The organism is Pseudomonas migulae (assembly GCF_043225285.1).
In the GTDB taxonomy this organism is placed as follows: Bacteria; Pseudomonadota; Gammaproteobacteria; order Pseudomonadales; family Pseudomonadaceae; genus Aquipseudomonas; species Aquipseudomonas migulae_C.
In genome coordinates this window covers 6,494,140-6,519,579 of sequence record NZ_CP171224.1, presented here as the reverse complement: position 1 = coordinate 6,519,579, position 25,440 = coordinate 6,494,140, and the positions used below count along the sequence as shown (strand labels likewise).

The following is a 25,440-nucleotide window of genomic DNA, read 5'->3' as shown; positions in this document are numbered from 1 at the left end:
TGAGGGGGCATTATGAAAAACACACTGTTAGGTCTCGCGGTTTGTGTCGCCGCGCCGTTCGCGAGCGCCGCGGGTGCGGAAAATGCCGGTGAGTCGAGGTCTGTTCAGCAGATCAGCCGTGCGGGCTCGCAGTCTTCCACCGCAGGCCCGGGGGATTACTTCACCGGGCAAGTGCGCGTTGATCCTTTGTTTCCCGCCAGCCATGAAATCAATGCGTCCAGCGCCTACGTGACGTTCGAACCGGGGGCGCGATCGGCCTGGCATACCCATCCCGCGGGTCAGCGTCTGGTTGTGGTTTCCGGTGTGGGCCTGACCCAGGAGTGGGGCAAGCCCGTGCAGGAAATCCTTCCCGGGGACGTGATTGTCTGCCCGCCGGGCGTCAAGCACTGGCACGGCGCCGCACCGTCGAGCGCCATGACGCATCTGGCGGTGACCGGCGCTGTGAATGGCAAAAGTGTGGATTGGCTGGAGAAGGTTACCGACGACCAATACAGCGCTCGGGCGGCGGTGAAGCAGACGCCCGCCGAGTTTCCCGCTTCCGAAATTCTGTCCGCGAGGCAACAAGCCATTCCGTTGATCGCTGCGAGCATGGCGGTCAGCGATATCCCGAGGCTGAACGCAGCCTTGAATCAAGGGCTCGATGCTGGCCTGAGCGTCAGCGAGGCGAAGGAAATCCTGGTTCAGCTCTACGCCTACAGCGGTTTTCCGCGCAGCCTCAATGCACTCGGTGAATTGATGAAAGTGGTGGAGGCGCGCAAGCAACGCGGCGTGCAGGATGATCCGGGGCGAGAGCCCGCTCGCGTCATTCCCACTGGCGGTGAACTGCTGACGGTGGGCAAGGCCAACCAGACGCGTATTGCCGGCGCGCCCGTTCAAGGGCCGCTGTTCGACTTTGCTCCCGTCATCAACCAGTACCTGCAAGCGCATTTGTTCGGCGACATTTTCGAGCGCGACAACCTCGACTGGCAAAGTCGCGAGCTGGCGACGGTTGCAGCGCTTGCGGCCACGCCGGGCGTGGAATCACAACTGCGCTCGCACATGGCCGCCAGTCTCCGGGTGGGCTTGAGCGTTTCGCAGTTGCGTCAACTGATTCAACTGCTGGCCGACCAGGGCGATGCCGCGGCGGCCAAGCGTGCCGGTGACGCGTTGGACACCGTGCAAGCCAGTCAACCCAAATAGCGCAACGCTTCGCGCAATAGCGTAAAGGCCGGTGAACTCTGGCGCCGGCTCGGATAGTAGAGGTGGTAGCCAGAGAACGGTTCGCACCAATCCTCAAGTACGCGAATCAAGCGGCCTTGCTTGATGTGTTCCAGCACCAGGTCTTCGGGTATGTAGGCCAGCCCCAATCCCTGGAGGGCTGCCTCCAGGCGCATGGCAATGTTGTTGAACACCAGCTGGCCTTCGACGCGCACCCGCAGTTCTTGCCCGTCTTTTTCGAACTCCCAAAGGAACAGGCCGCCGTGAGTCGGCATGCGCAAGGTAATGCAGTTGTGCACCAGCAGATCATTCGGGATGACCGGCTTCGGATAGCGAGCGAAATACGCCGGGGATCCGACCACCGCCATGCGCATGTCAGGGCCGATGCGCATGGCGATCATGTCCTTGGCCACCTGCGGGCCGAGCCGGACACCCGCGTCGAAGCCTTCCGCGACGATATCGGTAAAGCCGTAGTCGACGATGATTTCGATACTGAGGTCGGGATGGTCCGGCAGCAGTTTCCCTAGCACGGGGTGCAGGATTGCGATCGCGGAATGCTCGCCGGCCGTGATCCTCAATTTGCCCGCCGGCTTGTCGCGAAACTCGCTGAGCAGCGCCAGCTCGCTGTCGATTTCTTCGAAGCGTGGGGCAATCACTCGCAGCAAGTGTTCACCGGCTTCCGTGGGGGAGACGCTACGCGTGGTGCGGGAAAGCAAGCGCACGCCCAGCCGGTCTTCCAGTTGACGCATGGCTCGGCTCAACGCGGGCTGTGACATGCCGAGCCTGGCGGCGGCGCGGGTAAAACTGCGCTCCTGGGCCACGGCCGAGAACATCGCGAGTTGATCGTAGCTTTCAGCCGTCATGGGTACGTCCTTGGGCAGCGTTTCCAAAGAGGAGCGCGAAGCTTACCTCGTTCTGTCGTTCGTCTTACCGTTCGCGCGTTTACTCCGGTCAGGGAGTCGATTGTTCCAGGTCGTTCAGCAGCCATTCGATGAAGCTGCGCGCCAACGGGTTGTTCTCGCTGTCCCGGTGCGTGAGCAACGCCCAGTTCGGCCCGCGAATGGTTTCCGCCACCAACGGTGCCAACGATCCACTGGCAAGCGCTTGCCGGCTCAGTAGCTGGCTGACCAGCGCAATACCGAGCCCTGCGCACGCAGCATCCAGCAACAGGCCAGGATCGGAAAAATTCAGCCCCTGATCCTTCTGGCCCACGTCGATTCCAGCCTCAACCGCCCAATGGCTCCAGTCCATTTCCCGCTCGCCGTGAAGGGTGGTGCGCTGCTCGACAGGCACCGCCAATAGGTCCGGATGGCAAGCCGGATAGAGGCGGTCGGCATGCAGCACCTTGAAGCTGCATTCCGCCTGGGAACTGATGTCATCACGCACGGCGAGGTCGATGGTCTGGGTGGCCATGTCCGGGACTTCGTCGGTGCTGAAAATCCACAGATCGACTTCCGGATGCTTGCGCCGAAAATCCCCCAGCCTCGGCAATAACCAGTGCCGGGCGAAGGTCGGGGTGGTGTTGAGCACCAGTTGATTGGGCTTCTGGTATTGCCCCAGGCGACGAATGCCGACTGACAATTGCTGCAGCAGCGCCTGCGTGGTGCTGAGCAGATCGTGGCCGGCATCGGTCAGGCTGACGCTGCGGCCGCTGCGGAAAAACAGTGGCTGCTCAAGGTAAGCCTCAAGGGTTCGAATCTGCTGGCTGATCGCCGACTGGGTCAGGTGCAGCTCGTCAGCGGCCTTGTGAAAACTGCCCAGCCGGGCAGCGGCTTCAAAGCCGCGAAGGGTGCTGAGCGGGGGCCAGTGCTTGAGCATATTGATAAGTTCCTCTAATCACTTTTATGCAAAATCCATCGTTTGTGAGCCCGTTTTTACAGCCGTAGCATGCATGCCAGGACCAACAAGGTCATTTTCATTGAACACAATGACTTAACTCAAGGGTGCTTGTCATGCAGCAGAACGAACGTCAGAACAGTGGCTGGTTGATGCCGGCGGAATGGGTCCAGCACGCGGCGACCTGGATGGTCTGGCCACACAATCAGGCGCTTTGGGAGTCGGGTTGGCGCGTCACGCTGGCGCAAGTGCAGAAGGATTTTGCCGGAGTGGCCAACGCCATCGCCCGTTTCGAGCCGGTGAGAATGGTGGTCGATCCGTCAGCGGTTGCCAGTGCCGAAGCGCTGTGCGGCCCCAACATCGAGCTGATCGAAATCCCGGTGAACGACAGCTGGTGCCGTGACTCCGGCCCAAGCTTCGTCTGCCACCCGCAACAGGGGCTGGCCGGTGTGAGCTGGCGCTTCAACGCGTGGGGCGGCAAGTCAGCGCACGATCTGGACGAAGGCCTGGCGCGGCGTGCGCTCAACCACCTTGGCTTGCCATGTTTCGGCACACCGCTGAGCAACGAGGGCGGGGCGATTCACGTCGATGGCGAGGGTACGCTGATCACCACCGAATCGGTGTTGCTCAACTCTAATCGCAACCCTGGCGTGACCAAGGCCGAGATGGAAGAAATCTTCACCCGTCTCCTGGGTGTGAAGAAAACCATCTGGCTGCCGGGCGATCCGGATTACGTGACCGGCGACATGACCGACGGCCATGTCGATGGCGTGTGCGCATTCGCCCGGCCAGGCGTGTTGCTGGTGGATGCCACTCACGACAAGCAGTCGGTGTACGCCGAAGTGGCCCGCGAGAACCGCCGCGCACTGGAACTGGCCACCGATGCCCAAGGCCGCAAGTTCGAGATGATCGAGCTGTATGAAGCGAGCGACGCCGTGGACACCGAAGCCGAAGTGTTCTGCGCCTCGTACACTAATTTCTACATCGCCAACGGCGCGATCATCATGCCGGCGTACGGCATCGATGCCGACCACGCGGCGGCCGAAGTGCTAGCGCAAGCGTTCCCCGGGCGCGAAGTGGTGCCGGTGCGGATCAACCATCTGGCCCATGGCGGTGGCGGGGTGCATTGCATCACCCAGCAGCAGCCGGCCTGGCCAGTGAAGGGTTGATGCCATGACTTTATTGACGATTGCCACCACGCAAATGCCTTGCACCTGGGACTTGCCGAAGAACCTTGATCTCGCCGAGCAACTCGTGCGTGACGCGGCGGCGAAGGGCGCCCAGGTCATCCTGTTGCAGGAACTGTTCGCCACGCCGTATTTCTGCATCGAGCAGAGCCACGAGCACCTGGCGCTGGCCGAGGAGTATCGATACAGCCGCGTACTCAAACGCTTCGCCGCGCTGGCCAAGGAATTGGGTGTGGTGCTGCCGCTGAGCTGGTTCGAGAAGGCCGGCAATGCCTACTTCAATTCCCTCAGCGTGGCCGATGCCGACGGGCGTTTGCTCGGGGTCTACCGCAAGACCCACATTCCCAACGCCATCGGTTATCAGGAAAAGGAATACTTCAGCCCCGGCGATACCGGTTTTCGGGTCTGGGACACCGCGTTCGGGCGTCTCGGCGTGGGGATCTGCTGGGATCAGTGGTTCCCCGAAACCGCGCGCTGCCTGGCGTTGATGGGCGCCGAAGTCCTGCTGTTTCCCACGGCCATCGGTTCCGAGCCCGGCTGCGCAGCGCTGGATTCGCGGGATCACTGGCAGATGACCATGCGCGGCCACGCGGCGGCGAACATCCTGCCGGTGGTGGCGGCCAATCGCGTCGGTCGTGAAGTGGCGACGACGGATCCCGAGTTGCAAATGAGCTTCTACGGCTCGTCCTTCATCAGCAATCACAAGGGCAGATTGCTTGCCGAAGCCGACCGCGACAGCACCGGCGTGCTGGTGCACAGCCTCGACCTCGCGGCCATGCGCGAAGAACGCCTGAGCTGGGGCATTTACCGCGACCGTCGCCCGGAAATGTACGGGGCACTGTTGAGTCAGGACGGTCGCCACCTCAACGCACGCTGGAACACTGAAGGGGTTTGACATGCACATTCCGCACAAGCTGTTGCTCGGCGTGTTGGGCATGGCCCTCGCCATGCCGTCGCTGCACGCTGAAGAGAAGACCCTGAGGCTGTACAACTGGGCCGATTATTTTGCCGAGGACACCTTGGCGAAATTCACTGCCGAAACCGGGATCAAGGTCATCTACGACGTGATGGATGGCAGCGAAACCCTGGAAGCCAAGATGCTCGCCGGCGGCAGCGGCTACGACCTGATCTTCCCCGGCGATACCGTCGCCGAACGCCTGGTGCGCGCCGGCAGCCTGTTGCCGCTGGATCGCTCGAAAATCACCGCCATGGACGACATCGAACCCGGTTTGCAGAAGTTGCGCCGGCAGTACGAGCATTCAAGCCAGGCCACCGTTCCCTACACCTGGGGCACCATCGGCCTGACCTACAATGATGAGCAGGTCAAACAGCGCTTGCCGGATGCACCGGTCAACAGCCTCGACCTGCTGTTCAAACCGGAACTGGCCGGCAAGTTCGCCGACTGCGGGATCTCGATGATCGATTCGCCGGACGAAGTGCTGGCCGTCGTGCTCAATTACCTCGGTCGTGAGCCGCGCAGCGCCAAACCCGCAGACCTTGCCGCCGCGAGTGAACTGCTGATGAAATTGCGCCCGTACATTCGCAAGTTCCAGTCGCAACCGGTGACCGATCTGGTCAACGGCAACCTGTGCCTGTCCCTCGGTTACAGCGGCGACATGACCCAGGCGCAAAGAACGTCGGACAGTGCCGGTAAAACCACGAAATTCGAGTACCGCATTCCTCGCGAAGGCACCACCGTGTGGATGGATACGATGGCTATTCCGGTCGACGCCAAACACCCGGAATACGCCTACGCGTTCATCAATTTCGTCATGCGCCCGGAGAACATGGCGGCCATCAGCAACTTCACCGGCTACCCTACGTCCAACGCCAAGGCGCGCCCGAGCGTCGATGCGAGCATGCGCAACAACCCGGACATTTACCTCGATGAAGCCACCTATGCACGGCTGATTCCGGGCAAGGACATTCCACAATCGGACATGCGCGCGCGGATGCGCACCTGGACCAAATTCAAGACGGCCACAGCGAAATGAGTCAATTTTCAAAGGATCAATACATGACGACGCGTCGCGATTTCATCAAGCAGGTGTCGGTACTGGCGGGTGTGGGCGCGGCCGCGTCTTGCGGTTTCGGCCTGACGTCCTTGTCGGTGCAGGCGGCGACGCAGAGCGGTTGGCGCATGCCTGATGAGGGCGACCGACACACACGGGCCTTCATCGCCTTCGGCGCACAAGACGCTATCTGGGAAGATTTCACCGCTGATGTGCAAGCAGCGCTTGGGAGGATCGCGCGGAGCATCGCCCGCCATGAGCCGGTCACCGTGTTCTGTCGCGATCACGAGCGGGACCTGGCGCAGGAGCATTGCGGTTCTTCCAACATCACCTACGTCACCACCGAACTCGACGACATCTGGATGCGCGACATCGGCGCCAACTTCGTCATCAATGGCCAAGGCGAACTAGGCGCCGTGGATTTCAATTTCAATGGCTGGGGCAACAAACAGCAACATGACGACGATGCACAACTGGCTGCCGAGGTTGCCGACACCACGCACGCCCGTTATCTGCGCAGCGAGCTGGTGGGCGAGGGCGGTGGTATCGAAGTGGATGGCCACGGCACCGGTATCATGACCGAGAGCAGCTGGATCAATAGCAATCGCAACCCGAACTGGAGCAAGGCCGACGTCGAGGAAGAACTGAAAGCCCGCCTGGGCCTGCGCAAAATCATCTGGCTGCCGGGGATCAAGGGCAAGGACATCACCGATGCCCACGTGGATTTCTATGCCCGTTTCGTCAGGCCTGGCGTGGTGATCGCCAACCTCGACAACGACCCTGAGTCCTACGATTACAAGGTCACCCGCGCCCACCTGCAGATCCTGGAAAATGCCACGGATGCCGATGGCCGCAAATTGCAGGTCCACACCGTGTCGCCGCCGCTCAAACCGCGTAAGAGCAAGTTCAGTCGTGACAACCCGGACTTCGCGGCGGGCTACATCAACTACTTCGTGATCAACGGTGCGGTGATTGCGCCGGAGTTTGGTGACGAGGAGGCTGACGGGAAGGCGTTTGATGTGTTGTCCGAGCTTTATACGGATCGAGAGGTGGTGCAGTTGAACATTGATGCGATTGCCGCTGGGGGCGGCGGGATTCATTGCGTGACCAGCCATCAGCCGCAGGCTTGATCGGGTGTACACGCGATAGCACACCGGGCACGGACTTGTAGGAGCCAGCTTGCTGGCGATAGCGGTGTATCAGGCGACGGAAATGTTGGCTGGGCTGAAGCGATCGCCAGCAAGCCGGCTCCTACAGGATGTGCTGTGCACGCGATAGCCCGCCTGGCACGGACTTGTAGGAGCCGGCTTGCCGGCGATAGCAGTGTGTCAGGCGACGGAAATGTTGGCTGGGCTGACGCGATCGCCAGCAAGCTGGCTCCTACAGTGTGTTGTGTACGCGGTGGCGCGTCCGGCATATCTTCGAGTCGAACCCTGTCCTGGAGCGTTGCATGAAAGTTGGCGTGATCTCCGATACCCATGGCCTGCTGCGCCCCGAAGCCCTCGCCGCGCTGGCGGGGTGTGAGCGGATCATCCATGGGGGCGACATCGGCAGCCTCGAGATTCTCGATCAACTGGCCTCGATCGCCCCGTTGCACGTCGTGCGCGGGAACAATGATCTGGATGCGCCGTGGGCCAGGGATATCGCCGACAGTCTGCATTTCAACCTCAACGGTCGGGAGGTGTGGCTGGTGCATGACATCGCCGATGCCCCGGCCGTACTCGACGACGCCATCACACTGGTAATCACCGGACATTCGCACAAACCGCTCATCGAATGGCGCGGTGAACGGCTCTACCTAAATCCGGGCAGTGCCGGGCGAAGGCGCTTCAAGTTGCCGGTGACACTGGCATTGCTTGAGGTCACCGGGACGGCCATGGAGCCACAGCTGATTTCGCTGCTGGAATAATCCCCGCCCAATAAAAAACGGCTCGTTCAAAAACGAGCCGTTTTGGTGGAGGTGCCTATCTGAAACAGCGCCCTCAGATCACCTCAAAGATGATCCGCATCGATCACCGCCTTGGCGAACGCCTTCGGATCTTCCTGCGGCAGGTTGTGGCCGATGCCGCCGCTGATCAGGCGGAACTCGTACTTGCCGGTGAAGCGCTTCGCATAGTCCTCGGGATTAGGGTGCGGCGCGCCGTTGGCATCGCCTTCGAGGGTGATGGTCGGCACGCTGATGGAAGGCGCCGTGGCCAGCTTCTGTTCGAGCGCTTCGTATTGAGCCTCGCCCTGGATCAGGCCCAGACGCCAGCGGTAATTGAAGACGGTGATGTCGACGTGATCGGGGTTGGCCAGCGCCTTGGCGCTGCGGTCGAACGTCGCGTCATCGAACGCCCATTTCGGCGACGCCGTTTGCCAGATCAGCTTGGCGAAATCGTGGGTGTTTTTCTCGTACCCGGCGCGGCCACGGTCGGTGGCGAAGTAGAACTGATACCACCACTGCAATTCAGCCTTGGGCGGCAGCGGGTTTTTGCCAGCGGCCTGGTTGCCGATCAGATAGCCGCTGACCGAGACCAGTGCCTTGACCCGCTCCGGCCACAGCGCCGAAACGATGTCGGCCGAACGCGCGCCCCAGTCATAACCACCGAGAACGGCCTGTTTGATCTTCAGTGCATCCATGAAGTCGATGACGTCACTGGCCAGCGCGGCCGGTTGGCCGTTGCGCACGGTTTTCTCGGAGAGGAAATGGGTATCGCCATAACCGCGTGCATAGGGCATCAGCACCCGATAACCCTTCGCGGCCAACAGCGGCGCCACCTCGTTGTAGCTGTGAATGTCGTACGGCCAGCCGTGCAGGAGAATCACCACCGGCCCGTCGGCCGGACCGGTTTCGGCGTAGGCCACGTTCAGCAGACCGGCGTTGACATGTTTCAGGGGGCCGAACGGCGAAGGCGCATACGTGGCCTCAGCCTTGATCGCCGCTGGCTGTGCGTCTGTGGTGGTTTGTGCGTGGGCTGTGCCGAGTGCGCCGAACAGGGCCAGCGCGAGTATCGACGAGCCGACCAGACGGCGGCGAGGTGTGCCGGTTGTATTTTGCAGTGCCATCTTCATGCTGATGTCTCCGTTGCAAGCCGTTGGCCAGGGGTTCTGGTTGATCCCCTCGAAACCTTGGAGCTATTTGAGCGCGGTGACGTATCCGGCCTGTGTCGAATCGAGAGCCGGGTGAAAATTCATGTATCAGGAGGATAGCCAGACACACTGTGATACACAGCGACTGGCTCGGAGCAGCCGATTTTCGGGAGTGGCGTCCCGAGGCCTTGGGAATACCTTAGTTCACAGCCACTTGAATTGAGCCGGGAATCTCGCAACAAAGCTCGTGCCCGATTCGAGCGTCGAGGAAACACTCAAGGTTCCATTGTGCGCCGCTGCAATCTGCGCCGCGATGTAAAGCCCCAGGCCCAACCCTTCGCTGCGTTGCCCGGCTTCGGAGCGGGTGAACGGTTCGAACAGAAGCGGCATCAACTGAGCGGGGATCGGCGTGCCTTGATTGGTCAGCGACAAAACGATTTCATCGTTTTCAGAATAGGCGCTCAAGATGATTGGCGGGGTAGTCGAACCATGGGTGACCGCATTCCCGAGCAGGTTTGACAGTAACTGGCTGATGCGCAGCGCGTCGCAATAGACACCCGCCGGCAGGTTCAGCGAATGAATGATCGTTACGTGCGGGTGGGAAACCTGAATTTCTTCGAGGGTCATTTGCAGCGTGGCCTGCAAGTCATCGACCAGCTTTCTCTGGACTGGAATGCCGCCGCCCAGTCTCCCGCGCGCAAAGTCCAGAATGTTTTCTATCAGCACGCCCATGCGGGTCGAGCTGTTGCGGATCGCCGAAATCAGATTGAGCGAGCGTTTATCCGCAGTTTTGGTTTCCAGCAGGTCGGCGCTCATGCGGATCGCACTCAGCGGTGTTCGCAGATCGTGCCCCAATACCGCGATGAACTGCTCGCGTAGCCTGCCAAGCTCGTTGGCGTCGTTCAATTGGAGTTTGGTGGCCTTCAATTGGTTTTGCGTGTCGAGGCTCATGGCGATCAGTTGAGCGAAGAGGGTCAGTGTTTGCGCGATGGCCGGTTCGTCCAGGTTCGCGGGGACCGAGTCGATCGCGCAAAGTGTCCCGAAAAAGTCGCCATTGGCTTTGATGATGGGGATGGAAATGTAACTTTCCAGCCCATAGGTTTTCGGCGTGTGGTGAAGCGAGAAGATTGGGTGCGCAGTGGCATGGCCGAAAATGACCGGCTTGCGGTGTTGGCGAATCTCATGGCAGATGGTCGATTCGAGCACCAGTTCGCCGCCCGGTTGCAGGCCGAAATCGATGGAGTCATCGACAGCGCAGGCCACCCAATGTTTGTCGGTGACCCTGGCCACGGCCGCGAAACGCATCCCCGTGAGATGTTTGACCATGCTCAGGATTACCGGCACCGCGTCTATGCTGCGGATGGCGTCAATGTCAGGCAAAAATTCTGAGTGGGTCATGGGGCGGCGCTTTGAAATGAGGTGGTTGGAGATTATCTCTAATCGTGGGCCGTGACTAATTGGCCTATTCATGCGCCTGGCTTGGCAGCGGTGACGTATTGGGCAGCAGCGTAAAATTCCAGGACGGATCGCCAGCAAGCCGGCTCCTACGGGATGTGTGTTTTGCACGAGAGGCCACGTCGGGCACGCCATTGTAGGAGCCGGCTTGCTGGCGATGGCGGCGTGTCAGGCGATGGTGATGTTGCCGAGGCTACCGCGATCGCCAGCAAGCTGGCTCCTACGGGATGTGTGTTTTGCACGAGAGGCCACGTCGGGCCCGCAATGGTAGGAGCCGGCTTGCCGGCGATGGCGGCGTGTCAGGCGACGGCGATGTTGACGGGGCTACCGTAATCGCCAGTAAGCTGGCTCCTACGGGATGTGTGTTTTGCACGAGAGGCCACGTCGGGCCCGCAATGGTAGGAGCCGGCTTGCCGGCGATGGCGGCGTGTCAGGCGACGGCGATGTTGACGGGGCTACCGCGATCGCCAGCAAGCTGGCTCCTACGGGATGTGTGTTTTGCACGAGAGGCCACGTCGGGCCCGCAATGGTAGGAGCCGGCTTGCTGGCGATGGCAGCTTCGGCAGCTGCCTGGCAAGCCCACGCGCATCGAAGTCCTGATGCTGTACTGATCAGGGCCGCCCGGTTCGAATCGCGATCCGAACCGGGCAACCCAAGGCGCGCAGCGGATTTTCAGAGGGGCTGAAGGTCGGTCAGCGCCCAGGACTTGTCGAAAAACGCCTGCGTAGGGCCGTACCAGCGGAAATAAGCGAACCAGCCTTTACCGGAGGCGGTTTTGATCCAGTTGCCCGCCTGAGTGCTTGGCGCGGCAGGGCCAAAATACAGATCAATCGAGCCGTCCGGGTTTTTCGCCAGCGTGTCGTAAGACGACAGCGCCGCCTTGTTGGTATCGGTCTGCACCATCGACCGGGTCAGATTGTCGTAGACCGTCACCGACCAGAAATCCTTGACTGGGACATTGGCCGGCACATGCAGGCGGTAGTTCTTTCCGCCATCCAGCCATTGCCCATTCACGTCTTTCGATGCACTCATGTATTGAGAACCTGCACCGACGATGGGTTTGATCATCCCGGCGGCGACAGTGATGGCCTCGAAGGTGTAGTCGGTCCGCTCATCCAGTTGCGAATAGTTCGTGCCTTCCTGATCCGGATTGAGCGTCAGCACCCACTCCCAATGGGTGCCAGGATAAGACTGAGCATTGTCGAGTCGGGGCGACATGCTGATGGTCTGAGCCATCAGAAATCCCACCTGTGCGGCATCCGTGAGAATCTTTTTCTGTCTGTCGTCAGGCTTGAACGGCTTGCCTTTCTCGATTCCCAGGGGTTTGAGCATGGCATGGAAAAAGCGGTCCCTGGTCTCCACCGGTTCGCGGTCCAGGATGTCGGCGAGTCGTTGCCAATACTCGAACCCTGCCGGAGAGATGGAGTTCATGCCTTTATCGCCGGCATGGAAGATTCGAGTGGGAGGAGGGTTGCCTGCCTTGGAGTAGGGATAGATTTTGATCTGGTCGAGTGTTCGTACCGTGGCGTCAACGTCACCGTTTTTAACGATGCCTCGGGCCAGGTACATCGCCCGGTTGGTGGCGGAATGCAGCACGAAATATCCGTCGGGCAGTTTCTGTTCATACCCCGGCGGCACCAGCAGAAACTTGCCGCCCTTGCCTTTGTCCGGCCCAAACGGCCCGATTTCGCCTACCGGCCGTTGCCAGTAATCGTCAATCACACCGTATGCGCCGGGGGGCGAATCGATGACCACCGGGCCGTCTCGACTGAGGTCAACAAAGGACGCTGCATAGATCGTCGTGCTGTTGCCCGTCAGTGCCAACACTTGAGGGCCGGTGAATGTGTTGACGACCCCAACCTCATTGATGCCCACACCCCAATCACGCTCGTTGGCAATGCGCAGGCTGTCCAGTGCCACCGTCGGGACGGCCCAGATGTAGGCTTGCACGGCCCGCTGAAAGTCCAGTTCATCGTAAAGCCGGGTCTCGGTTTCCTGGCTCGGGTAGCCGTTTTGCAGCTCCAGTTTACCCAGCCGGGTGTCAATGGATTCCGCCCAGGCGTGCGAAGCAGCGAGGCAAATTCCCAACATTACAACGCGACCATAAGCTGGCATCAGTGCCTCCAAGGCGTTCGGGAAACTCCGCGGCTTGCGGACTGACAGGAAGCATAGCAGCGGGTTGGGGCTGTCACCCGTGGCCTCCGGTCAAGTACTCAGCAGTGCAATGACCCTGTCAGTCAGTCAGTCAGCCAGCGACCCTTTGTTCTCACCCATTATTCGCGCAGCATCCCGCGCAGGCGGAAGGCCGAACACACGGGCGTAATCACGGCTGAACTGCGTCGCGCTTTCATAGCCGACCTCGAACGCGGCGCTGGTGACGTTTTTGGCATTGGCGACCATCAGCGTACGAGCCTGAAGCAGCCGTACGCGTTTTTGATACTGCAAGGGGCTGAGCGTGGTCACCGCTTTGAAGTGTCGGTGGAACGCGGACACGCTCATGGCCGCTTTCTGTGCCAGCGACTCCACGCGAATGGGTTCGGCGAAGGACTGGCGTATCCACTGGATGGCCAGGCTGATGCGGGCCATGGCGGTATCCGGCGCCGCGATTTCACGCAGCATCCAGCCATGGGGGCCTTGCAGCACTCGATACAGAATTTCCCGTTCGTACACCGGGGCGAGCGCTGCAATTTCTTCGGGGCTGTCCATCAATCGCAGCATCCGCACCCAGGCATCCATCAGTTCCGGCGTGACGGCGGCCACTGAAAACCCCGGATCGTTTTCGTAGCGTCCGCCGGGTTTTGGCAGGTCGGCCAGCAGTGTCGAGAGCACCATCGGGTCAAGTGTCAGGCTGACCGCCAGATAGGGCTCGCCCGTGGCTGCAGGGTGCACGCTGCCCACCGCCGGCAGTTCGATGGACATCACAAAATAGGTTGCCGGATCGTAGCGCAGCGTGCGATCGCCAACGGTCATCGATTTACTGCCCTGGAGGATCAGGTTGATCATCGGGTCGTAGACGGCCGCGAGCATGTGTTCGGGTATCGCGCCCTGGACCATGGCCACCCGCGGGATACCGGTTTCTGTACGGCGGTTCTCGGCTTTTGCGGCCAGAGCCCGAAGTTCGATCAGTTGTGTATTCATGGACGCATGCTGATCGGCGTGACGCACGGGCGCAAGCAAAAAGCAGAAACAGGCAGGAATCGGGCAGGAACGGCTGCGTGCCCGAAGTGGCTGATGGTTACTGTGGTCGATCATCTCATCGACAGCGGAGCATCACATGGGCGTTATCGTCATCACCGGAGGCAGCCGTGGCATCGGCGCCAGTGCCGCCGAACTGTGCGCCCGGCAGGGCATGGGCGTCATCCTCACCTACAAGACGAATGGGCAGGCGGCACAGTCTGTTGTCGGCCGCATCGAACAGGCGGGCGGCAAGGCCGTGGCGCTGGAGCTGGACGTCGCCGATGTCAGCCGTTTCGGAGAGTTTCGTACAGCCGTGCTGCAGGCATTGCAGGCAACCTGGGGCGTGAACACCCTCAGTGGCCTGGTCAATAACGCAGGCCACGGTCTCTTCAATCCGCTTGAATCGGTCACGGAATCACAGTTCGACAGCCTGCTGAACGTCCACCTCAAGGGCCCGTTCTTCCTCACCCAAACCTTGCTTCCATTGATGGAGGAGGGTGCCGGCATCGTCAACCTGACCAGCGCGACCACCCGCGTGGCAACGGCGGGTGTGGCGCCTTACGCCGCCTTCAAGGGTGGGCTGGACGTGCTCACCCGCTACATGGCCAAGGAATTCGGCGAGCGCCGCATTCGCGCCAATGCCGTCTCGCCCGGTGCGATTCGCACCGAACTGGGTGGCGGCCTGAATGACGAGTTCGAGGCGTTGCTGGCGTCGCAAACGGCGCTTGGCCGGGTGGGCGAACCGGAAGACGTGGCACGGGTGATCGCTATGCTCCTGTCGGAAGAGGGACGCTGGATCAACGCCCAGACGATTGAAGTCTCTGGCGGCTACATCATCTGAATCGCGAGGTCAGTCATGCTTGATCACATTTTCATTTCCGTCAGCGACATCGAGCGCTCGATCCGCTTTTACGACGCTGCGCTCACTCCGCTCGGCATCACCGCGCGGCTCGATTTCGACGGCAAGGACGGTCCCCCAGGTCATCCGGACCTCAAGGGTTTCGGTGCCAACGGACGGATGTTTTTCTGGTTGCGCGAAGGCGTCGTCGAGGGGCGGGCGGTGCACGTGGGGTTCGTGGCCAGCAGCAAGGCCGAGGTCGACGCGGCCTACGCCGCCGCCATGGACAATGGTGCAACCGACAATGGCGCCCCCGGCGCACGCCTGCATTACGACCCGAACTATTACGCGGCGAACGTCCTCGATCCGGACGGTTACAGCCTTGAATTCGTCTACAAGAACTGGCAGCACACCCCATGAAAAAACTGATGATCTACGGCGCAACCGGTTACACCGGCCGCATGGCGGCCGAGCACGCCAAGGCACTTGGGCTGGACTTTGTGATCGCCGGGCGCAATGCCGACCGCTTGGTGCCGCTCGCTGCGCAGCTGGGCGTTGCCTACCGGGTTTTCACGCCTGATGCCCTGACCGCGCAATCCCTGGACGGCATCGGCGTGCTGCTGAACTTCGCCGGGCCCTTCGCACAAACGGCAGGCGCCTTGATGCAGGCTTGCATTGAGGCTGGGGTCGATTACCTCGACATCACGGCGGAGATCAATGTGTATCGGCTCGCCGAGCAGCTAGGCGCGAAGGCCGCCGAGGCGGGTGTCATGTTGCTGCCCGGTGTGGGTTGGGACGTGGTGCCGACCGATTGCCTGGCGATGCATGTTGTTCGCCGTGTGCAGGATCCGCAGTCACTGAGGGTCGCGCTTCAGGTCGCCGGTTCCATGTCACGGGGATCGGCCTTGAGTGTCAGCGAGATCATCGGCGCGGGCCTGTTGGCGCGTGTCGACGGTGAACTGGTGTCGACCCCCGATGCACAACCGCAGCACTTTGATTTTGGCGAGGGCCCGGCGCTGTGTGCGCCGCTGTCGTTCGGTGATCTGGTCACCGGCTGGCATTCCACCGGCATCGCCAACATCGCGATGTTCGTGCACATCACCGGCGATGCCTTTCCCGAAGGTGATCTGTCACAACTGCCCGATGGCCCAAGCGCTCAGCAGCGCGACGCCCATCGGGCCCGTGCCGTCGCTGAAGTCACCGGCGCGGACGGCCGCGTTGCGCGTTCGGTGATCGAGACCGTCAACGGCTACACCTACACGCCGTTGTCGGCGGTGGAGGCGGCGCGTCGAGTGTTGAAGGGTGAACGGCAGCCAGGCTTTGCGACGCCGGGGCGCGTGTTCGGTGTGGACTTCGCGCAGACCATCGCCGGGACCACGATCACTGATTTCTAGCGTCGCGCCTCATTGCCCGTCGATCTCGCGTTCATCGAACGCGGTTTGTGCCTGCAGGACGGCGTCCAGGTGATTGAACGTCCAGAGGTACAACGCACGGAACGGTTCTTCCAGCGTCCGTCCCAATGGCGTGATGCTGTATTCCACCGCGATCTGCGAGGACGGAATCACCCGACGGGCAAGGATGCCGTTGCGTTCGAGGCGACGCAGGGTTTGCGTCAGCGCCTTCTGGGTAATCCCGTCGAGGCGGCGCTTGAGCTCGTTGAAGCGCAACGGCTTCTCGCACAACGCCGCAAGGATCAGAACCGACCACTTGTCAGCGATCTGATCCAGCAGAAAACGGCTCGAACAATCGACGCCGTTTTCACCCGCGCCGGGTGCGTTTTCAGCCCGGGCCTGATCGCCATTTTCGAGCATGGGGTTTCCTCCGATATACCTGATGACTTCAAAGTGCGTAATTGATATCTGGTATACGAAAGATACCATGCGAACTCATTTCAAGGAGTTACCCATGTCACTCACACACCCAACCGAAACCACAGACAAACTGGCCGTGGTCGAAACGCTCTACCGATTCGCCGCGGGTATCGACCTGCGTGACAGAGACCTGCTGGCATCTGCATTCGTCGAAGACGCGGTCTCCGACTTCCGGCCTGCCGCGGCGAAAGCCGGTTTCGAATATCCGGTGCTGGAAGGCCGGGACCTGATCGTCGCCGCGCTGTCCGACTCGCTCGCCCGGATAGACACCACGCATTCGGTGAGCAATCCCCGGGTCAGCGTCGAGGGCGACAAGGCGCATCTGGAAGCCATCGTCGAAGCGCAACATTTGCCCCAAGACGATCACTCGCGGCACTACCTGATGAAAAACCGCTACGACGTCGAGCTGGTCCGGCGGGGTGCGGTCTGGCAGATTCAGCGGGTCACGGTCGACAATGTCTGGCGAACGGGTGATCCGGGTGTTCTCGCCGGGGTTTAACGACCGATACGGCTTGATTGATTCACACTGATATCGCCCACCTCATGAATCACATCGATCAGTGCCCGCAAGCCGGCGGGCACGTGGCGATGCCCGGAGTAATAGAGCGACAGCCCCGGTGCCGGCGCTGACCACGGCTCCAGCAGACGGATCAACCGTCCGCTCGCCAGTTCATCTTTAACGTACCACTCGGGCAATTGCGCCAGACCCACGTCTCGTCGCACGGCTTCCAGCATCAAGAGGGGCGAATCCAGCACCAAGGGCCCCGACACCTCGACTTTTACCTGCTCCCCATCACGCATGAATTCCCAGGGCGATGGCACGCCACTGGGCAGTCGGGCGCGGATGCAGGTGTGTCGCGCCAGATCATCCAGATCGGTGGGCGCGGGATGTTTGCGCAAGTAGTCCGCCGTTGCCATCACAACCATCGGCACCTGCTCACTGATCGGCACACGAATCATGTCTTTGGGCACCCGTGTGCTCGCACGCAAACCGGCGTCGAAGCCCTCGGCAATGATGTCGATCAGGCGGCCTTCGGTCGAAATGTCGACGGTCATGTCTGGATAACGCTGCAGGAATGTCGACAGGACGGGCTGGAAAATCATCAGCGCGGCACCGAGCGAACTGTTGATGCGCAAGGTGCCGCTGGGCATGGCCGTGGGTTCAAGCAGGGCGGCCATCGCGTCCTGGATATGGCTGACCGCCGGGCCGATCCGATCGACGAAAGTCTGCCCGGCCTCGGTCAGTGAAACACTGCGCGTGGTGCGATGGAACAGGCGCGTACCCAGTCGGGCTTCCAGGCTGGCGACGGCATTGCTGACGGCCGTCGTCGACATGTCCAGTTCCACCGCTGCCGCACGGAAGCCGTTGCGCCTGGCCACGGCCAGCACGACTTCCAGTTCGGTGAGTCCGCTTTTGTGCATAGTCCCGATTTCCGCAATGATTCATCCGTATTTGATCCTATTATCAAAACGGATGTGCGTCTCTACATTGTGATTCCCCGATCACACTGCGGAATATCATATGTGGAACATCAATCAGGCTTACATCGACGGTGCCTTCGTCCCCGTCCAGGGCCGCGAGGTGGTGGAGTGCATCAACCCGACCACCGAAGCGGTCATGGGCACGGTCACGCTGGCCAACCGTGAGGATGCGAAACTCGCCATTGCGGCGGCGCAACGTGCACAAGATGCAATGGGCCGCACGACCAAGGCTGAACGCATCGACATGTTCAAGCGCCTGCAAATAGCGGTGCTGGCCAGCACCGATGCCATTCGGGATACCGCTATCGAAGAATACGGCGCGCCGTTTGCCCGGGCGCAATGGGTGAGCCAGTACGCCTCGCAGTGTTTTGCCAACGCGGCGCAGACTCTCGAAGACTACGAACTGGTCCGGCCCATCGGCGCGGCTACGGTGGTCATGGAGCCGGTCGGCGTGGCCGGGTTGATTGCGCCTTGGAACAGCACTGCCGGAACGGTTTGCAGCAAACTGGCCTCGGCCATCGCCGCGGGTTGTGCCTCGGTGATCAAGCCGAGCGAGTTGAGTGCGCTGCAGACGCAGGTGCTTGCGCAAGCCCTGCACGGTGCAGGTTTGCCAAACGGAGTTTTCAATATCCTGCTGGGACGGGGCAGCGACGTGGGCGACGAAATCAGCACCAGTCCCGACATCGCTAAAATCTCGTTCACCGGCTCCACGCCGACCGGCAAGCTGATCGCCCATGCCGGTATCGAGACCATGAAGCGAGTGAGTCTGGCGCTGACCGGCAAGTCCGCTTCAATCATCCTGGCTGACGCCGATTTTGCCAGCGCCATCCCCTTGGCTCTGAATGCTGCCTTTATGAACAACGGCCAGGCTTGCGTGGCCGGGACGCGCCTGTTGGTGCCGCGCAAACGGTTGAAGGATGTGATTGAGCAGGTGAAAACCCTGGTCGATGCGCTGGTGGTCGGGGATCCGCGCGACCCGGCAACTGCCATCGGGCCTTTGGTCAGCCGGGCGCAATACGACCGCGTACAAGGCTTCATTCGCCGTGGCCAGGTGCAGGGCGCAACGTTGATCGCCGGAGGAGAGGGCAGGCCCGAGGGGCTGACTCAGGGCTATTTCGTCAGGCCCACTGTGTTTGCCGACGTCAGCAACGACATGGACATTGCCCGCGAGGAAATTTTCGGGCCGGTGTTGTCGATCCTGGCCTACGACACCGAGGAGGAGGCGATAGCCATCGCCAATGCCAGCCTCTACGGTTTGCAGGCGTATGTGTTCACACAGCAGCCGGAGCGAGCCAAACGGATCGCCTCACGCTTGCAGGCGGGTACGGTCTTGATCAACCGAATCGCTCCCGAACTTCTGGCGCCTTTTGGCGGGGTCAAGCAGTCGGGCATCGGCAGGGAGTTCGGGGTGTTTGGTCTGGAAGCGTTTCTTGAAGCGAAGACTGTTGTTGTGGGTCAGTAAAACGGTTGCAGGTACTGCGAGCGTGGCCATTACGTTTCATGCGGACAAGGCTGCGTCAGCACGTAGTCATTCAAGCAGTCTTGCAGCGTACTGGATTGCAATGAGTCGAGGAGTGCTACCTCGGCTCGTCGGGAAATATCTCCCATCAAGCGATCAATATTCGAGGTCACCTTGCAGCGGTGTTCAATATCGTTGCGCGCGGCCAACATTTTTTTGTCAGGACTGACGGCCAGGTAGATATCGGCCAGGGTAATGTCTCCCGGTGCCCGGGCCAGTTGCAGGCCTCCCAGCTTTCCGTGCACGCTCGCCACCAGCCCGGCTTCCGCCAGCGGCGCCATCAATTTACGGACGAACGACGGGTTGGCATTCAGCCCGTGCGCCAGTTGCGCAGAACTGATCACCGCGATGCCTTGATTGTGCGCATAAGCAAGGCTCAGCAAGCTTTGCAGGGCACTTGAAAAACGTAGGTCGACCATGCGGCCCTCCTGGAATGACAGGCCGCAATAGTAACCGGACTTTGCTGGCCCCGGTCGCGTCATTGGCGAGGCTTAAGCACCAGGAAAGGCGTGAGGCAGATCGAGGGTGATGCGGTGCACCGCGATTTTCCAGTGACCAGCCACACGTCTCAGCGTGGAATGGTAGTAACCCGCTTCGATGGCATTGACCCGGCCTTGCGCACCGACCGAACCTTGCGGCCAGCCATTGACGGGCTGTTCCAGGCCAACAGTGTTGTAGACGATGAACTGAGCATCGATGCTGGCCTCATCGCCCTCGATTTCGATGATCGAATCGTGGGTGGTGTGGTGGCTCCAGCCTCGAGCGGGGTGGGGTGTCATCATGCCTGCGGTGGCCTGGCCAATGGTCTCGGCGCCTTGCAAGGCACCCAGTGCGACAGGGTCGCTTTGCCCCTGGAAAATCTCGACCCGGCCCTCGTCCATGAACAAGGCACTCATGGCGCTGGCATCGCGCCGATCGGTTGCTCGGACGTATCTGGCCAAGACCTGTTGAACATCTCTAGCGTCGCTCATGGTGCATCCTGGTTTATGTGTATCGATGAAGCATACAGATTGGTGGTTTATATGTATCTGTTACGGGTACTTATTTCAGATGAAGGGTCTCAGCGCTGACCACCGGAGGCAAAAATCACTTCGCCGGTCACCCAGGCAGATTCATCTGATGCCAAAAACACGGCCACTGGCGCGATGTCGTCAGGTTGTCCCAAGCGACCCAAAGGCGTTTGCGCGATCATGCCGTTGAGGAAGTCGCTACCGAAAATCCCCAAAGCGTGCAGGCCTTCGGATTCGGTCGCTCCCGGTGCCACGGCGTTCACTCGAATATTGCGCGGGCCCAATTCCTTGGACAGCACTTTTGTCATGGCGACGACGGCGGACTTGGTGGCGGTGTACAGGGCTGTGCCTGGGCCGTTCATTTCCACCGCCGCGGAGGCAATATTAATGATTGATCCGCCGGTTTCACCGAACTGGGCTGCGGCAGCCTGCGTCGCTAAAAAGGTACCCAGGACGTTGGTATTCATCTGACGGTGAAACTCGTCCGGGGTGAACGATTCGAGGGGGCCGAACGAGTACACACCCGCGTTATTGACCAGCACGGTGACCGGCCCGAACGCGAGTCGGGTTTCTCGGAAGAGTTGCTCGACCTCCATTGATTTCGAGACGTCAGCCTTAACGGCAATTGCGCGTCCCCCTTTGCCGGTGATGTGTGCGACCACCCGTTCGGCATCTGCCACGCTCGACGCGTAATTGACCACTACCGCTGCACCTTCGGCCGCTAATGCATTTGCTATCGCGGCACCGATTCCTTTCGAGGCGCCCGTAACGATTGCCACTTTTCCGTTCAACCTGATACTCATTGCATGACCCCGATCTGACTTCGGAGCGCGCCCGTATTGTCGCTTCCGTCGAGCAACTATAGGCGCTTCATTGTTAATGATAAGTAGTACAAACTACGATTTAAAGTTCAGTGGAAATTGACAATGTCAGGCGTGGCCAACATCAATCTGAATCGCCTGGAAGCCTTCGTCGCGATCGTCGATTCGGGTTCCTTGACCGCCGCGGCGCGAGTCATCGGCACCACCAAGGCGATGGTCAGCATGAATCTGAAATTGCTGGAGTCAGAGCTTGGCTGTTCACTGCTCACACGCACCACTCGGCGAATGTCACTGACCGACGTGGGTGCCCGCTTTTACGCCGATTGCGTGAGCATTCTCGAGCAGGCGCAGGCGGCCATCGACGGTGCCCGTCAGGGCCACGCCACACTGACAGGTGAGCTGCGCATCACTTCTACACTGGAGTACGGCGTTCATTTTGTGGTTCGGGCACTGGCCGCATTCGCCAAACTGCACCCTCAATTGAAGATCAGTTTTTCGACGTCCACCGGCCTGGCTGATTTGGTATCCGAACGCTTTGACCTGGCGATTCGCATGGGCCATTTAAACGACTCGGGCTACCGTGCGTTGCCTTTGCGTAAATTCGCCATAGTGCTGGTGGCCAGCCCGGCTTATCTTGAATTGCGGGGTTGGGCGAACAAGGCGCAGGATGTTCAGTCACTCGAATGGGTGTTTCTGACGGGTTTCAATACGCGGATGAAATTGGTCATGCGCGACGCTCCCCACACTCGACTGTCCTTTTGCGCACCGAGTCTGATCCAGACGGATAGCGCCTCGGCGGTGTTGGCGTTCGTGCTGCAGCACTGCGGGGTGGCGCCTCTGCCTGACTGGATGGTCGAAGAGCATCTGCGCAGCGGCAATCTTGTGCGGGTGCTTCCCGATTACGAATGGCCGGAGCAGGGCGTCTATGCGGTATTTCCCAACACCCGGCACGTGGCCGGCAAAGTACGCTCATTCATCGATTTTTTCCGGGCGTTCAACGAGACGGAATCACAGGCTGGCTCACGGCCTGTCTGATTCGTTAAACATTCAATATCCCACCCCGCCGAGGCTGCACCCACCCATGAAAGTATTGATATTTGGCGCATCCGGCATGGTCGGCAGCGGCGTTCTGCGCGAATGCCTGGCAGCACAGGACGTCGAGTCTGTTCGCTCGATCAGCCGGACACCGGTGAACATTCAGCATGCCAAACTCGAGCAATTGACCAGACCGGATTTTGCCGCGCAGCCCTCCACGCTGGATGATGACGACTTGCGCAACGTTGATGCCTGCTTTTTTTGCCTTGGCGTCACGGCGGCCGGTTTGACCGAGGAGCAGTACACGAAGATGACGCAGACGTTGACGTTGTCTGTGGCGCAACGTCTTTGCCAGCTCAACCCGGAAGCGACGTTCGTCTACGTTTCGGGCGCCGGGGCGGACAGCACGGAAAACAGCTCGACGATGTGGGCCAGGGTGCGTGGGGTGACAGAGAACGGGCTGCTGAGACTTCCCTTCAAACGCGTACACATTTTGCGTCCTGCGGTTATCCAGCCATTACATGGCGCGGTATCGAAAACCCGTTCCTACCGGATCTTCTACAGTCTGGTGGGGCCACTGTTGACGGTTTTGCGGCGTGCCTTTCCTGAAAAAATCCTGAGCACCGAGATCATCGGCCAGGCGATGCTCTCGATAGCGCGATCGGGTGCCGCTGACAGCGTGCTTGAGTCAGCTCACATCTACCGGTTGGCCCGTCACGAAAAGCCCGCGATCGGCTGAGCCCACAGCCGCGCATCAATACAACAAAATTTCGCCATCACCCCATCCAGGCGGCGGGTCGCTGCCGCTTTTCCGGGATACCCGAGTCCCGCTCGAATTGCCGCAACGCCGCTGCCTTCAAGCGTTATCAACACCTTCAAGAACAAACCCGGCCAGCACTGACGCCAGAATTCTCGACACCCTTGAAACCCTAAATGGCGAAATTTTGATACTACACGTCGGGTTGACGGGAGCGACGGAACACTGACGACGATTATTGTTTTCGCACAAAAGCAGGAAACAATAATCATGCTGCCGCCGAACAAAAGAATTGATAGCCACGTTCACTTTTACACGTTGGATGACCTCCGGCGGGTGGCTGGCTCGCTGCCTTACACCCTGCCCGAACCGCATCCGCTGACGGCTTATCTCGACACGTTGATCGATGCCGGCGTTGCGCCGACCGTCATCAACAATGTCCATCTCAGCATCCTGCCCGACTCGGAAAACGTGTTTGCTTCGTTTGATGAACTGAAGCAGCTCCAGGCGGCGAATCCGTCACGTTATGGGGACGTCAGGCTGGTCGGGACGATCAAGGCGGAACCCGCTTACGCCACAAAAGAGCGTCTCTCGCATCCTCAGGTCATCGGCGCCCGCATCGTTTTGCACGATGCGAAGCCTGAAACGGTTTCCGACACGCGCTTCAGTGATGAGGGTTGGTCGGCGTTTTATGCGCGACTGCTGCCGCACCAGCACCTGCACATCTATGCGAAAGAGGCCGAAACGAATCTGCGCGTCCTGCGCCAGATCCCTGAGGACGTGCGCGTCATCATCGATCACCTCGGCAGCTGCCACAGCGAGCGCGGCGCCACGGAGCCGGCTTATCTCGCACTGCTTGCCGAGGCGGGAAGGCGAGGCAACGTGTGGTTCAAGGGGCCGGGCTATCGCACCTCGGTTTCGCCCGTGGAAACCGCACGTTTCGTCTTGCAAATAATCAGCGCCCTCGGCGCCGAGAAGATTCTCCTGGAAGCCACCGACGCCCCTCATGTCGGCACCGACAACAGCGGCGTGGCGTATTCCGAGCTGTTTGATCTGACCAGCGTTTTCGATTTTGTCGATGCCGTTGCGCAGCATGTTTCCACCGAAACCCGAATTCCTGTTGGCCAACTTCTTCGAGGAGCTTCTGGCCAGTTGGTTAGTTGATTTACGCCCACACCCACACTTCGAGATACCTAGCGATGACGAACATCATTACAAAAGAAATCAACTTCGCCGTTAAGTATGGCGATGCCACCCTGAGCCTCAAAGGCACGGTGTTTCAGCCAGAACAGATCGACGCAACACTGCCACCCGTGGTCTTCAACTCCGGCTTCACCGGTGGCGTCACCATGTACGGCCAATTGTTCGGCCGTGCCCTGGCAGCCCGTGGCTATCGGGTCATGACCTACGACGTGGCGGGTTTCTTCTCCAACAAGTACATCCGCAACACGATCAAGGCCGGTGACATCGAGATCACCAACGTCATCCTCGAAGACCAGAAAGATGAAGTCCTCGGTGCCGTTGCTTGGGCACGAGACAATTTTGGCGCGATGCCGGTCGTGGCGTCCTGGGCGATGGGTTCGGTCGCGAGCCTCGGCGCGGTGGCTGAACTGGCGGCTGCGGGTGGCGAGCAGATCCGCTTCTGGGTGCCGATGAGCTACACCAACATCAGCAAGCTGCAAGGCTTGCGCAACGACAAGGCTGCCGCGCACGCCGCGATTCAGCAGCTGGCGGATGACGCGCCGATTCCACCGTTCGATACCGGGACCGAATCGACCCGTCTAGGTTACTACCCGCTCGATCCTGAAACCCAGGCTTACGTTGATCAGCAGTTGGGCGGCTACACCGAAGCGGGCGGCGCCGACCGCTGGCCTGGCTGCACCCACGTGACGGCGAAATCCTACAAGTCCTATGTGGCGTATGACCCGGAGCAGTCCATTGAAGGGGCAAAAGGCTTCCCGCCAGCGCTGATCATCCACGGTGCCGAGAACACCCTGCACATGCCATCGGAATCCGAGCGTCTGCATCGTCACTATCCGGCGGACGCAGGTCCGGGTGCGCTGATCATTCCGCACATGCAGCATGGCCAGCAGAACCAGGTTGAAAGCCCGGTGTTCAAGTCGATGATCCAGAGCATCGATGAGGCGATCCGCGCACGCAGCTGATCCGTT

26 protein-coding genes are annotated in these 25,440 nt (G+C 60.5%); 15 read left to right on the top strand and 11 right to left on the bottom strand.

Annotated elements, in window-relative coordinates; all coding sequences use genetic code 11:
* Positions 1 to 12 precede the first annotated feature (12 nt).
* Positions 13 to 1,179 carry a carboxymuconolactone decarboxylase family protein gene (locus tag ACF6ZU_RS29805; RefSeq protein WP_392889630.1) on the top strand — a complete coding sequence of 389 codons (1,167 nt, stop codon included), beginning with the start codon at positions 13 to 15 and terminating at the stop codon, positions 1,177 to 1,179.
* On the opposite strand, the gene ACF6ZU_RS29800 is transcribed toward ACF6ZU_RS29805, so the two are convergent.
* Entirely contained in the window at positions 1,167 to 2,060 is an 894-nt protein-coding gene (locus tag ACF6ZU_RS29800; RefSeq protein WP_392889628.1) for a LysR family transcriptional regulator, read from the bottom strand. The genes ACF6ZU_RS29805 and ACF6ZU_RS29800 overlap by 13 nt on opposite strands.
* A gap of 88 nt (positions 2,061 to 2,148) precedes the next feature.
* Positions 2,149 to 3,015, bottom strand: coding sequence for a LysR substrate-binding domain-containing protein (locus tag ACF6ZU_RS29795; RefSeq protein WP_392889626.1), 867 nt, complete (start codon positions 3,013 to 3,015; stop codon positions 2,149 to 2,151).
* A 134-nt stretch (positions 3,016 to 3,149) separates the two neighbouring features.
* Here ACF6ZU_RS29795 and ACF6ZU_RS29790 point away from each other — a divergent pair, with 134 nt between their 5' ends.
* From ACF6ZU_RS29790 to ACF6ZU_RS29770, 5 genes are all read left to right on the top strand, one after another.
* Complete coding sequence (locus ACF6ZU_RS29790; RefSeq protein ID WP_392889624.1) at positions 3,150 to 4,202, top strand: agmatine/peptidylarginine deiminase; 1,053 nt, start codon at positions 3,150 to 3,152, stop codon at positions 4,200 to 4,202.
* Between the two features lie 4 nt (positions 4,203 to 4,206).
* Entirely contained in the window at positions 4,207 to 5,115 is a 909-nt protein-coding gene (gene aguB / locus ACF6ZU_RS29785; RefSeq protein ID WP_392889623.1) for an N-carbamoylputrescine amidase, read from the top strand.
* 1 nt (position 5,116) lies between these two features.
* Positions 5,117 to 6,214 carry an extracellular solute-binding protein gene (locus ACF6ZU_RS29780; RefSeq protein WP_392889622.1) on the top strand — a complete coding sequence of 366 codons (1,098 nt, stop codon included), beginning with the start codon at positions 5,117 to 5,119 and terminating at the stop codon, positions 6,212 to 6,214.
* Positions 6,215 to 6,237: 23 nt separating this feature from the next.
* A complete protein-coding gene (locus ACF6ZU_RS29775) occupies positions 6,238 to 7,362 on the top strand; it encodes an agmatine/peptidylarginine deiminase (RefSeq protein ID WP_392889620.1) in 1,125 nt (374 codons plus the stop codon).
* Positions 7,363 to 7,682: 320 nt separating this feature from the next.
* Complete coding sequence (locus ACF6ZU_RS29770; RefSeq protein WP_392889617.1) at positions 7,683 to 8,141, top strand: metallophosphoesterase family protein; 459 nt, start codon at positions 7,683 to 7,685, stop codon at positions 8,139 to 8,141.
* Between the two features lie 83 nt (positions 8,142 to 8,224).
* Here ACF6ZU_RS29770 and ACF6ZU_RS29765 read toward each other — a convergent pair whose 3' ends face one another.
* The 4 genes from ACF6ZU_RS29765 to ACF6ZU_RS29750 form a co-directional block, all read right to left on the bottom strand.
* Positions 8,225 to 9,286 (bottom strand): alpha/beta fold hydrolase, encoded by a 1,062-nt coding sequence (locus ACF6ZU_RS29765; RefSeq protein ID WP_392889615.1) that lies wholly within the window; start codon positions 9,284 to 9,286, stop codon positions 8,225 to 8,227.
* Positions 9,287 to 9,508: 222 nt separating this feature from the next.
* Complete coding sequence (locus ACF6ZU_RS29760; protein ID WP_392893976.1) at positions 9,509 to 10,702, bottom strand: ATP-binding protein; 1,194 nt, start codon at positions 10,700 to 10,702, stop codon at positions 9,509 to 9,511.
* 729 nt (positions 10,703 to 11,431) lie between these two features.
* Complete coding sequence (locus tag ACF6ZU_RS29755) at positions 11,432 to 12,874, bottom strand: DUF1254 domain-containing protein (RefSeq protein WP_392889613.1); 1,443 nt, start codon at positions 12,872 to 12,874, stop codon at positions 11,432 to 11,434.
* A 126-nt stretch (positions 12,875 to 13,000) separates the two neighbouring features.
* On the bottom strand, positions 13,001 to 13,897 hold the full coding sequence (locus ACF6ZU_RS29750; RefSeq protein ID WP_392889611.1) for an AraC family transcriptional regulator N-terminal domain-containing protein: 897 nt from the start codon (positions 13,895 to 13,897) through the stop codon (positions 13,001 to 13,003).
* Between the two features lie 136 nt (positions 13,898 to 14,033).
* On the opposite strand from ACF6ZU_RS29750, the gene ACF6ZU_RS29745 reads away from it, so the two are divergent.
* Genes ACF6ZU_RS29745 through ACF6ZU_RS29735 form a run of 3 tightly spaced genes read left to right on the top strand, consistent with a single transcriptional unit; the run spans position 14,034 to position 16,168 of the window.
* Entirely contained in the window at positions 14,034 to 14,777 is a 744-nt protein-coding gene (locus ACF6ZU_RS29745; protein ID WP_392889609.1) for an SDR family NAD(P)-dependent oxidoreductase, read from the top strand.
* 15 nt (positions 14,778 to 14,792) lie between these two features.
* Complete coding sequence (locus ACF6ZU_RS29740) at positions 14,793 to 15,194, top strand: VOC family protein (protein ID WP_392889607.1); 402 nt, start codon at positions 14,793 to 14,795, stop codon at positions 15,192 to 15,194.
* A complete protein-coding gene (locus tag ACF6ZU_RS29735) occupies positions 15,191 to 16,168 on the top strand; it encodes a saccharopine dehydrogenase family protein (RefSeq protein ID WP_392889605.1) in 978 nt (325 codons plus the stop codon). Before ACF6ZU_RS29740 ends, ACF6ZU_RS29735 begins: the two co-directional genes overlap by 4 nt.
* 9 nt (positions 16,169 to 16,177) lie before the next feature.
* On the opposite strand, the gene ACF6ZU_RS29730 is transcribed toward ACF6ZU_RS29735, so the two are convergent.
* Positions 16,178 to 16,585, bottom strand: coding sequence for a winged helix-turn-helix transcriptional regulator (locus ACF6ZU_RS29730; protein ID WP_392889603.1), 408 nt, complete (start codon positions 16,583 to 16,585; stop codon positions 16,178 to 16,180).
* Positions 16,586 to 16,679: 94 nt separating this feature from the next.
* Between ACF6ZU_RS29730 and ACF6ZU_RS29725 the strand changes: the two genes are divergently transcribed.
* Positions 16,680 to 17,144, top strand: a complete 465-nt coding sequence (locus ACF6ZU_RS29725) for a nuclear transport factor 2 family protein (RefSeq protein WP_392889601.1) — start codon at positions 16,680 to 16,682, stop codon at positions 17,142 to 17,144.
* Here the strand turns inward: ACF6ZU_RS29725 and ACF6ZU_RS29720 are convergent.
* Positions 17,141 to 18,067 (bottom strand): LysR family transcriptional regulator, encoded by a 927-nt coding sequence (locus tag ACF6ZU_RS29720; protein ID WP_392889599.1) that lies wholly within the window; start codon positions 18,065 to 18,067, stop codon positions 17,141 to 17,143. The two genes, ACF6ZU_RS29725 and ACF6ZU_RS29720, sit on opposite strands and share 4 nt — an antisense overlap.
* A gap of 100 nt (positions 18,068 to 18,167) precedes the next feature.
* Between ACF6ZU_RS29720 and ACF6ZU_RS29715 the strand changes: the two genes are divergently transcribed.
* Positions 18,168 to 19,589, top strand: coding sequence for an aldehyde dehydrogenase family protein (locus ACF6ZU_RS29715; RefSeq protein ID WP_392889597.1), 1,422 nt, complete (start codon positions 18,168 to 18,170; stop codon positions 19,587 to 19,589).
* 29 nt (positions 19,590 to 19,618) lie between these two features.
* On the opposite strand, the gene ACF6ZU_RS29710 is transcribed toward ACF6ZU_RS29715, so the two are convergent.
* The 3 genes from ACF6ZU_RS29710 to ACF6ZU_RS29700 all read right to left on the bottom strand — a co-directional run bounded on the left by ACF6ZU_RS29710 (position 19,619) and on the right by ACF6ZU_RS29700 (position 21,453).
* Positions 19,619 to 20,065 carry an Rrf2 family transcriptional regulator gene (locus ACF6ZU_RS29710; protein WP_392889595.1) on the bottom strand — a complete coding sequence of 149 codons (447 nt, stop codon included), beginning with the start codon at positions 20,063 to 20,065 and terminating at the stop codon, positions 19,619 to 19,621.
* A 72-nt stretch (positions 20,066 to 20,137) separates the two neighbouring features.
* Complete coding sequence (locus ACF6ZU_RS29705; protein ID WP_392889593.1) at positions 20,138 to 20,617, bottom strand: nuclear transport factor 2 family protein; 480 nt, start codon at positions 20,615 to 20,617, stop codon at positions 20,138 to 20,140.
* Positions 20,618 to 20,706: 89 nt separating this feature from the next.
* The gene (locus ACF6ZU_RS29700; RefSeq protein ID WP_392893974.1) at positions 20,707 to 21,453 is read right to left on the bottom strand and encodes an SDR family NAD(P)-dependent oxidoreductase; all 747 of its coding nucleotides are present in this window, start codon (positions 21,451 to 21,453) and stop codon (positions 20,707 to 20,709) included.
* A gap of 129 nt (positions 21,454 to 21,582) precedes the next feature.
* Here ACF6ZU_RS29700 and ACF6ZU_RS29695 point away from each other — a divergent pair, with 129 nt between their 5' ends.
* The 4 genes from ACF6ZU_RS29695 (at position 21,583) to ACF6ZU_RS29680 (ending at position 25,434) form a co-directional block, all read left to right on the top strand.
* Positions 21,583 to 22,512, top strand: coding sequence for a LysR family transcriptional regulator (locus ACF6ZU_RS29695; protein ID WP_392889591.1), 930 nt, complete (start codon positions 21,583 to 21,585; stop codon positions 22,510 to 22,512).
* A 46-nt stretch (positions 22,513 to 22,558) separates the two neighbouring features.
* Positions 22,559 to 23,251 carry an epimerase gene (locus ACF6ZU_RS29690; protein ID WP_392889590.1) on the top strand — a complete coding sequence of 231 codons (693 nt, stop codon included), beginning with the start codon at positions 22,559 to 22,561 and terminating at the stop codon, positions 23,249 to 23,251.
* 288 nt (positions 23,252 to 23,539) lie between these two features.
* Positions 23,540 to 24,433 (top strand): amidohydrolase family protein, encoded by an 894-nt coding sequence (locus tag ACF6ZU_RS29685; RefSeq protein ID WP_392889588.1) that lies wholly within the window; start codon positions 23,540 to 23,542, stop codon positions 24,431 to 24,433.
* Between the two features lie 35 nt (positions 24,434 to 24,468).
* Positions 24,469 to 25,434, top strand: a complete 966-nt coding sequence (locus ACF6ZU_RS29680; RefSeq protein ID WP_392889587.1) for an alpha/beta hydrolase family protein — start codon at positions 24,469 to 24,471, stop codon at positions 25,432 to 25,434.
* The last annotated feature ends 6 nt before the right edge of the window (positions 25,435 to 25,440 follow it).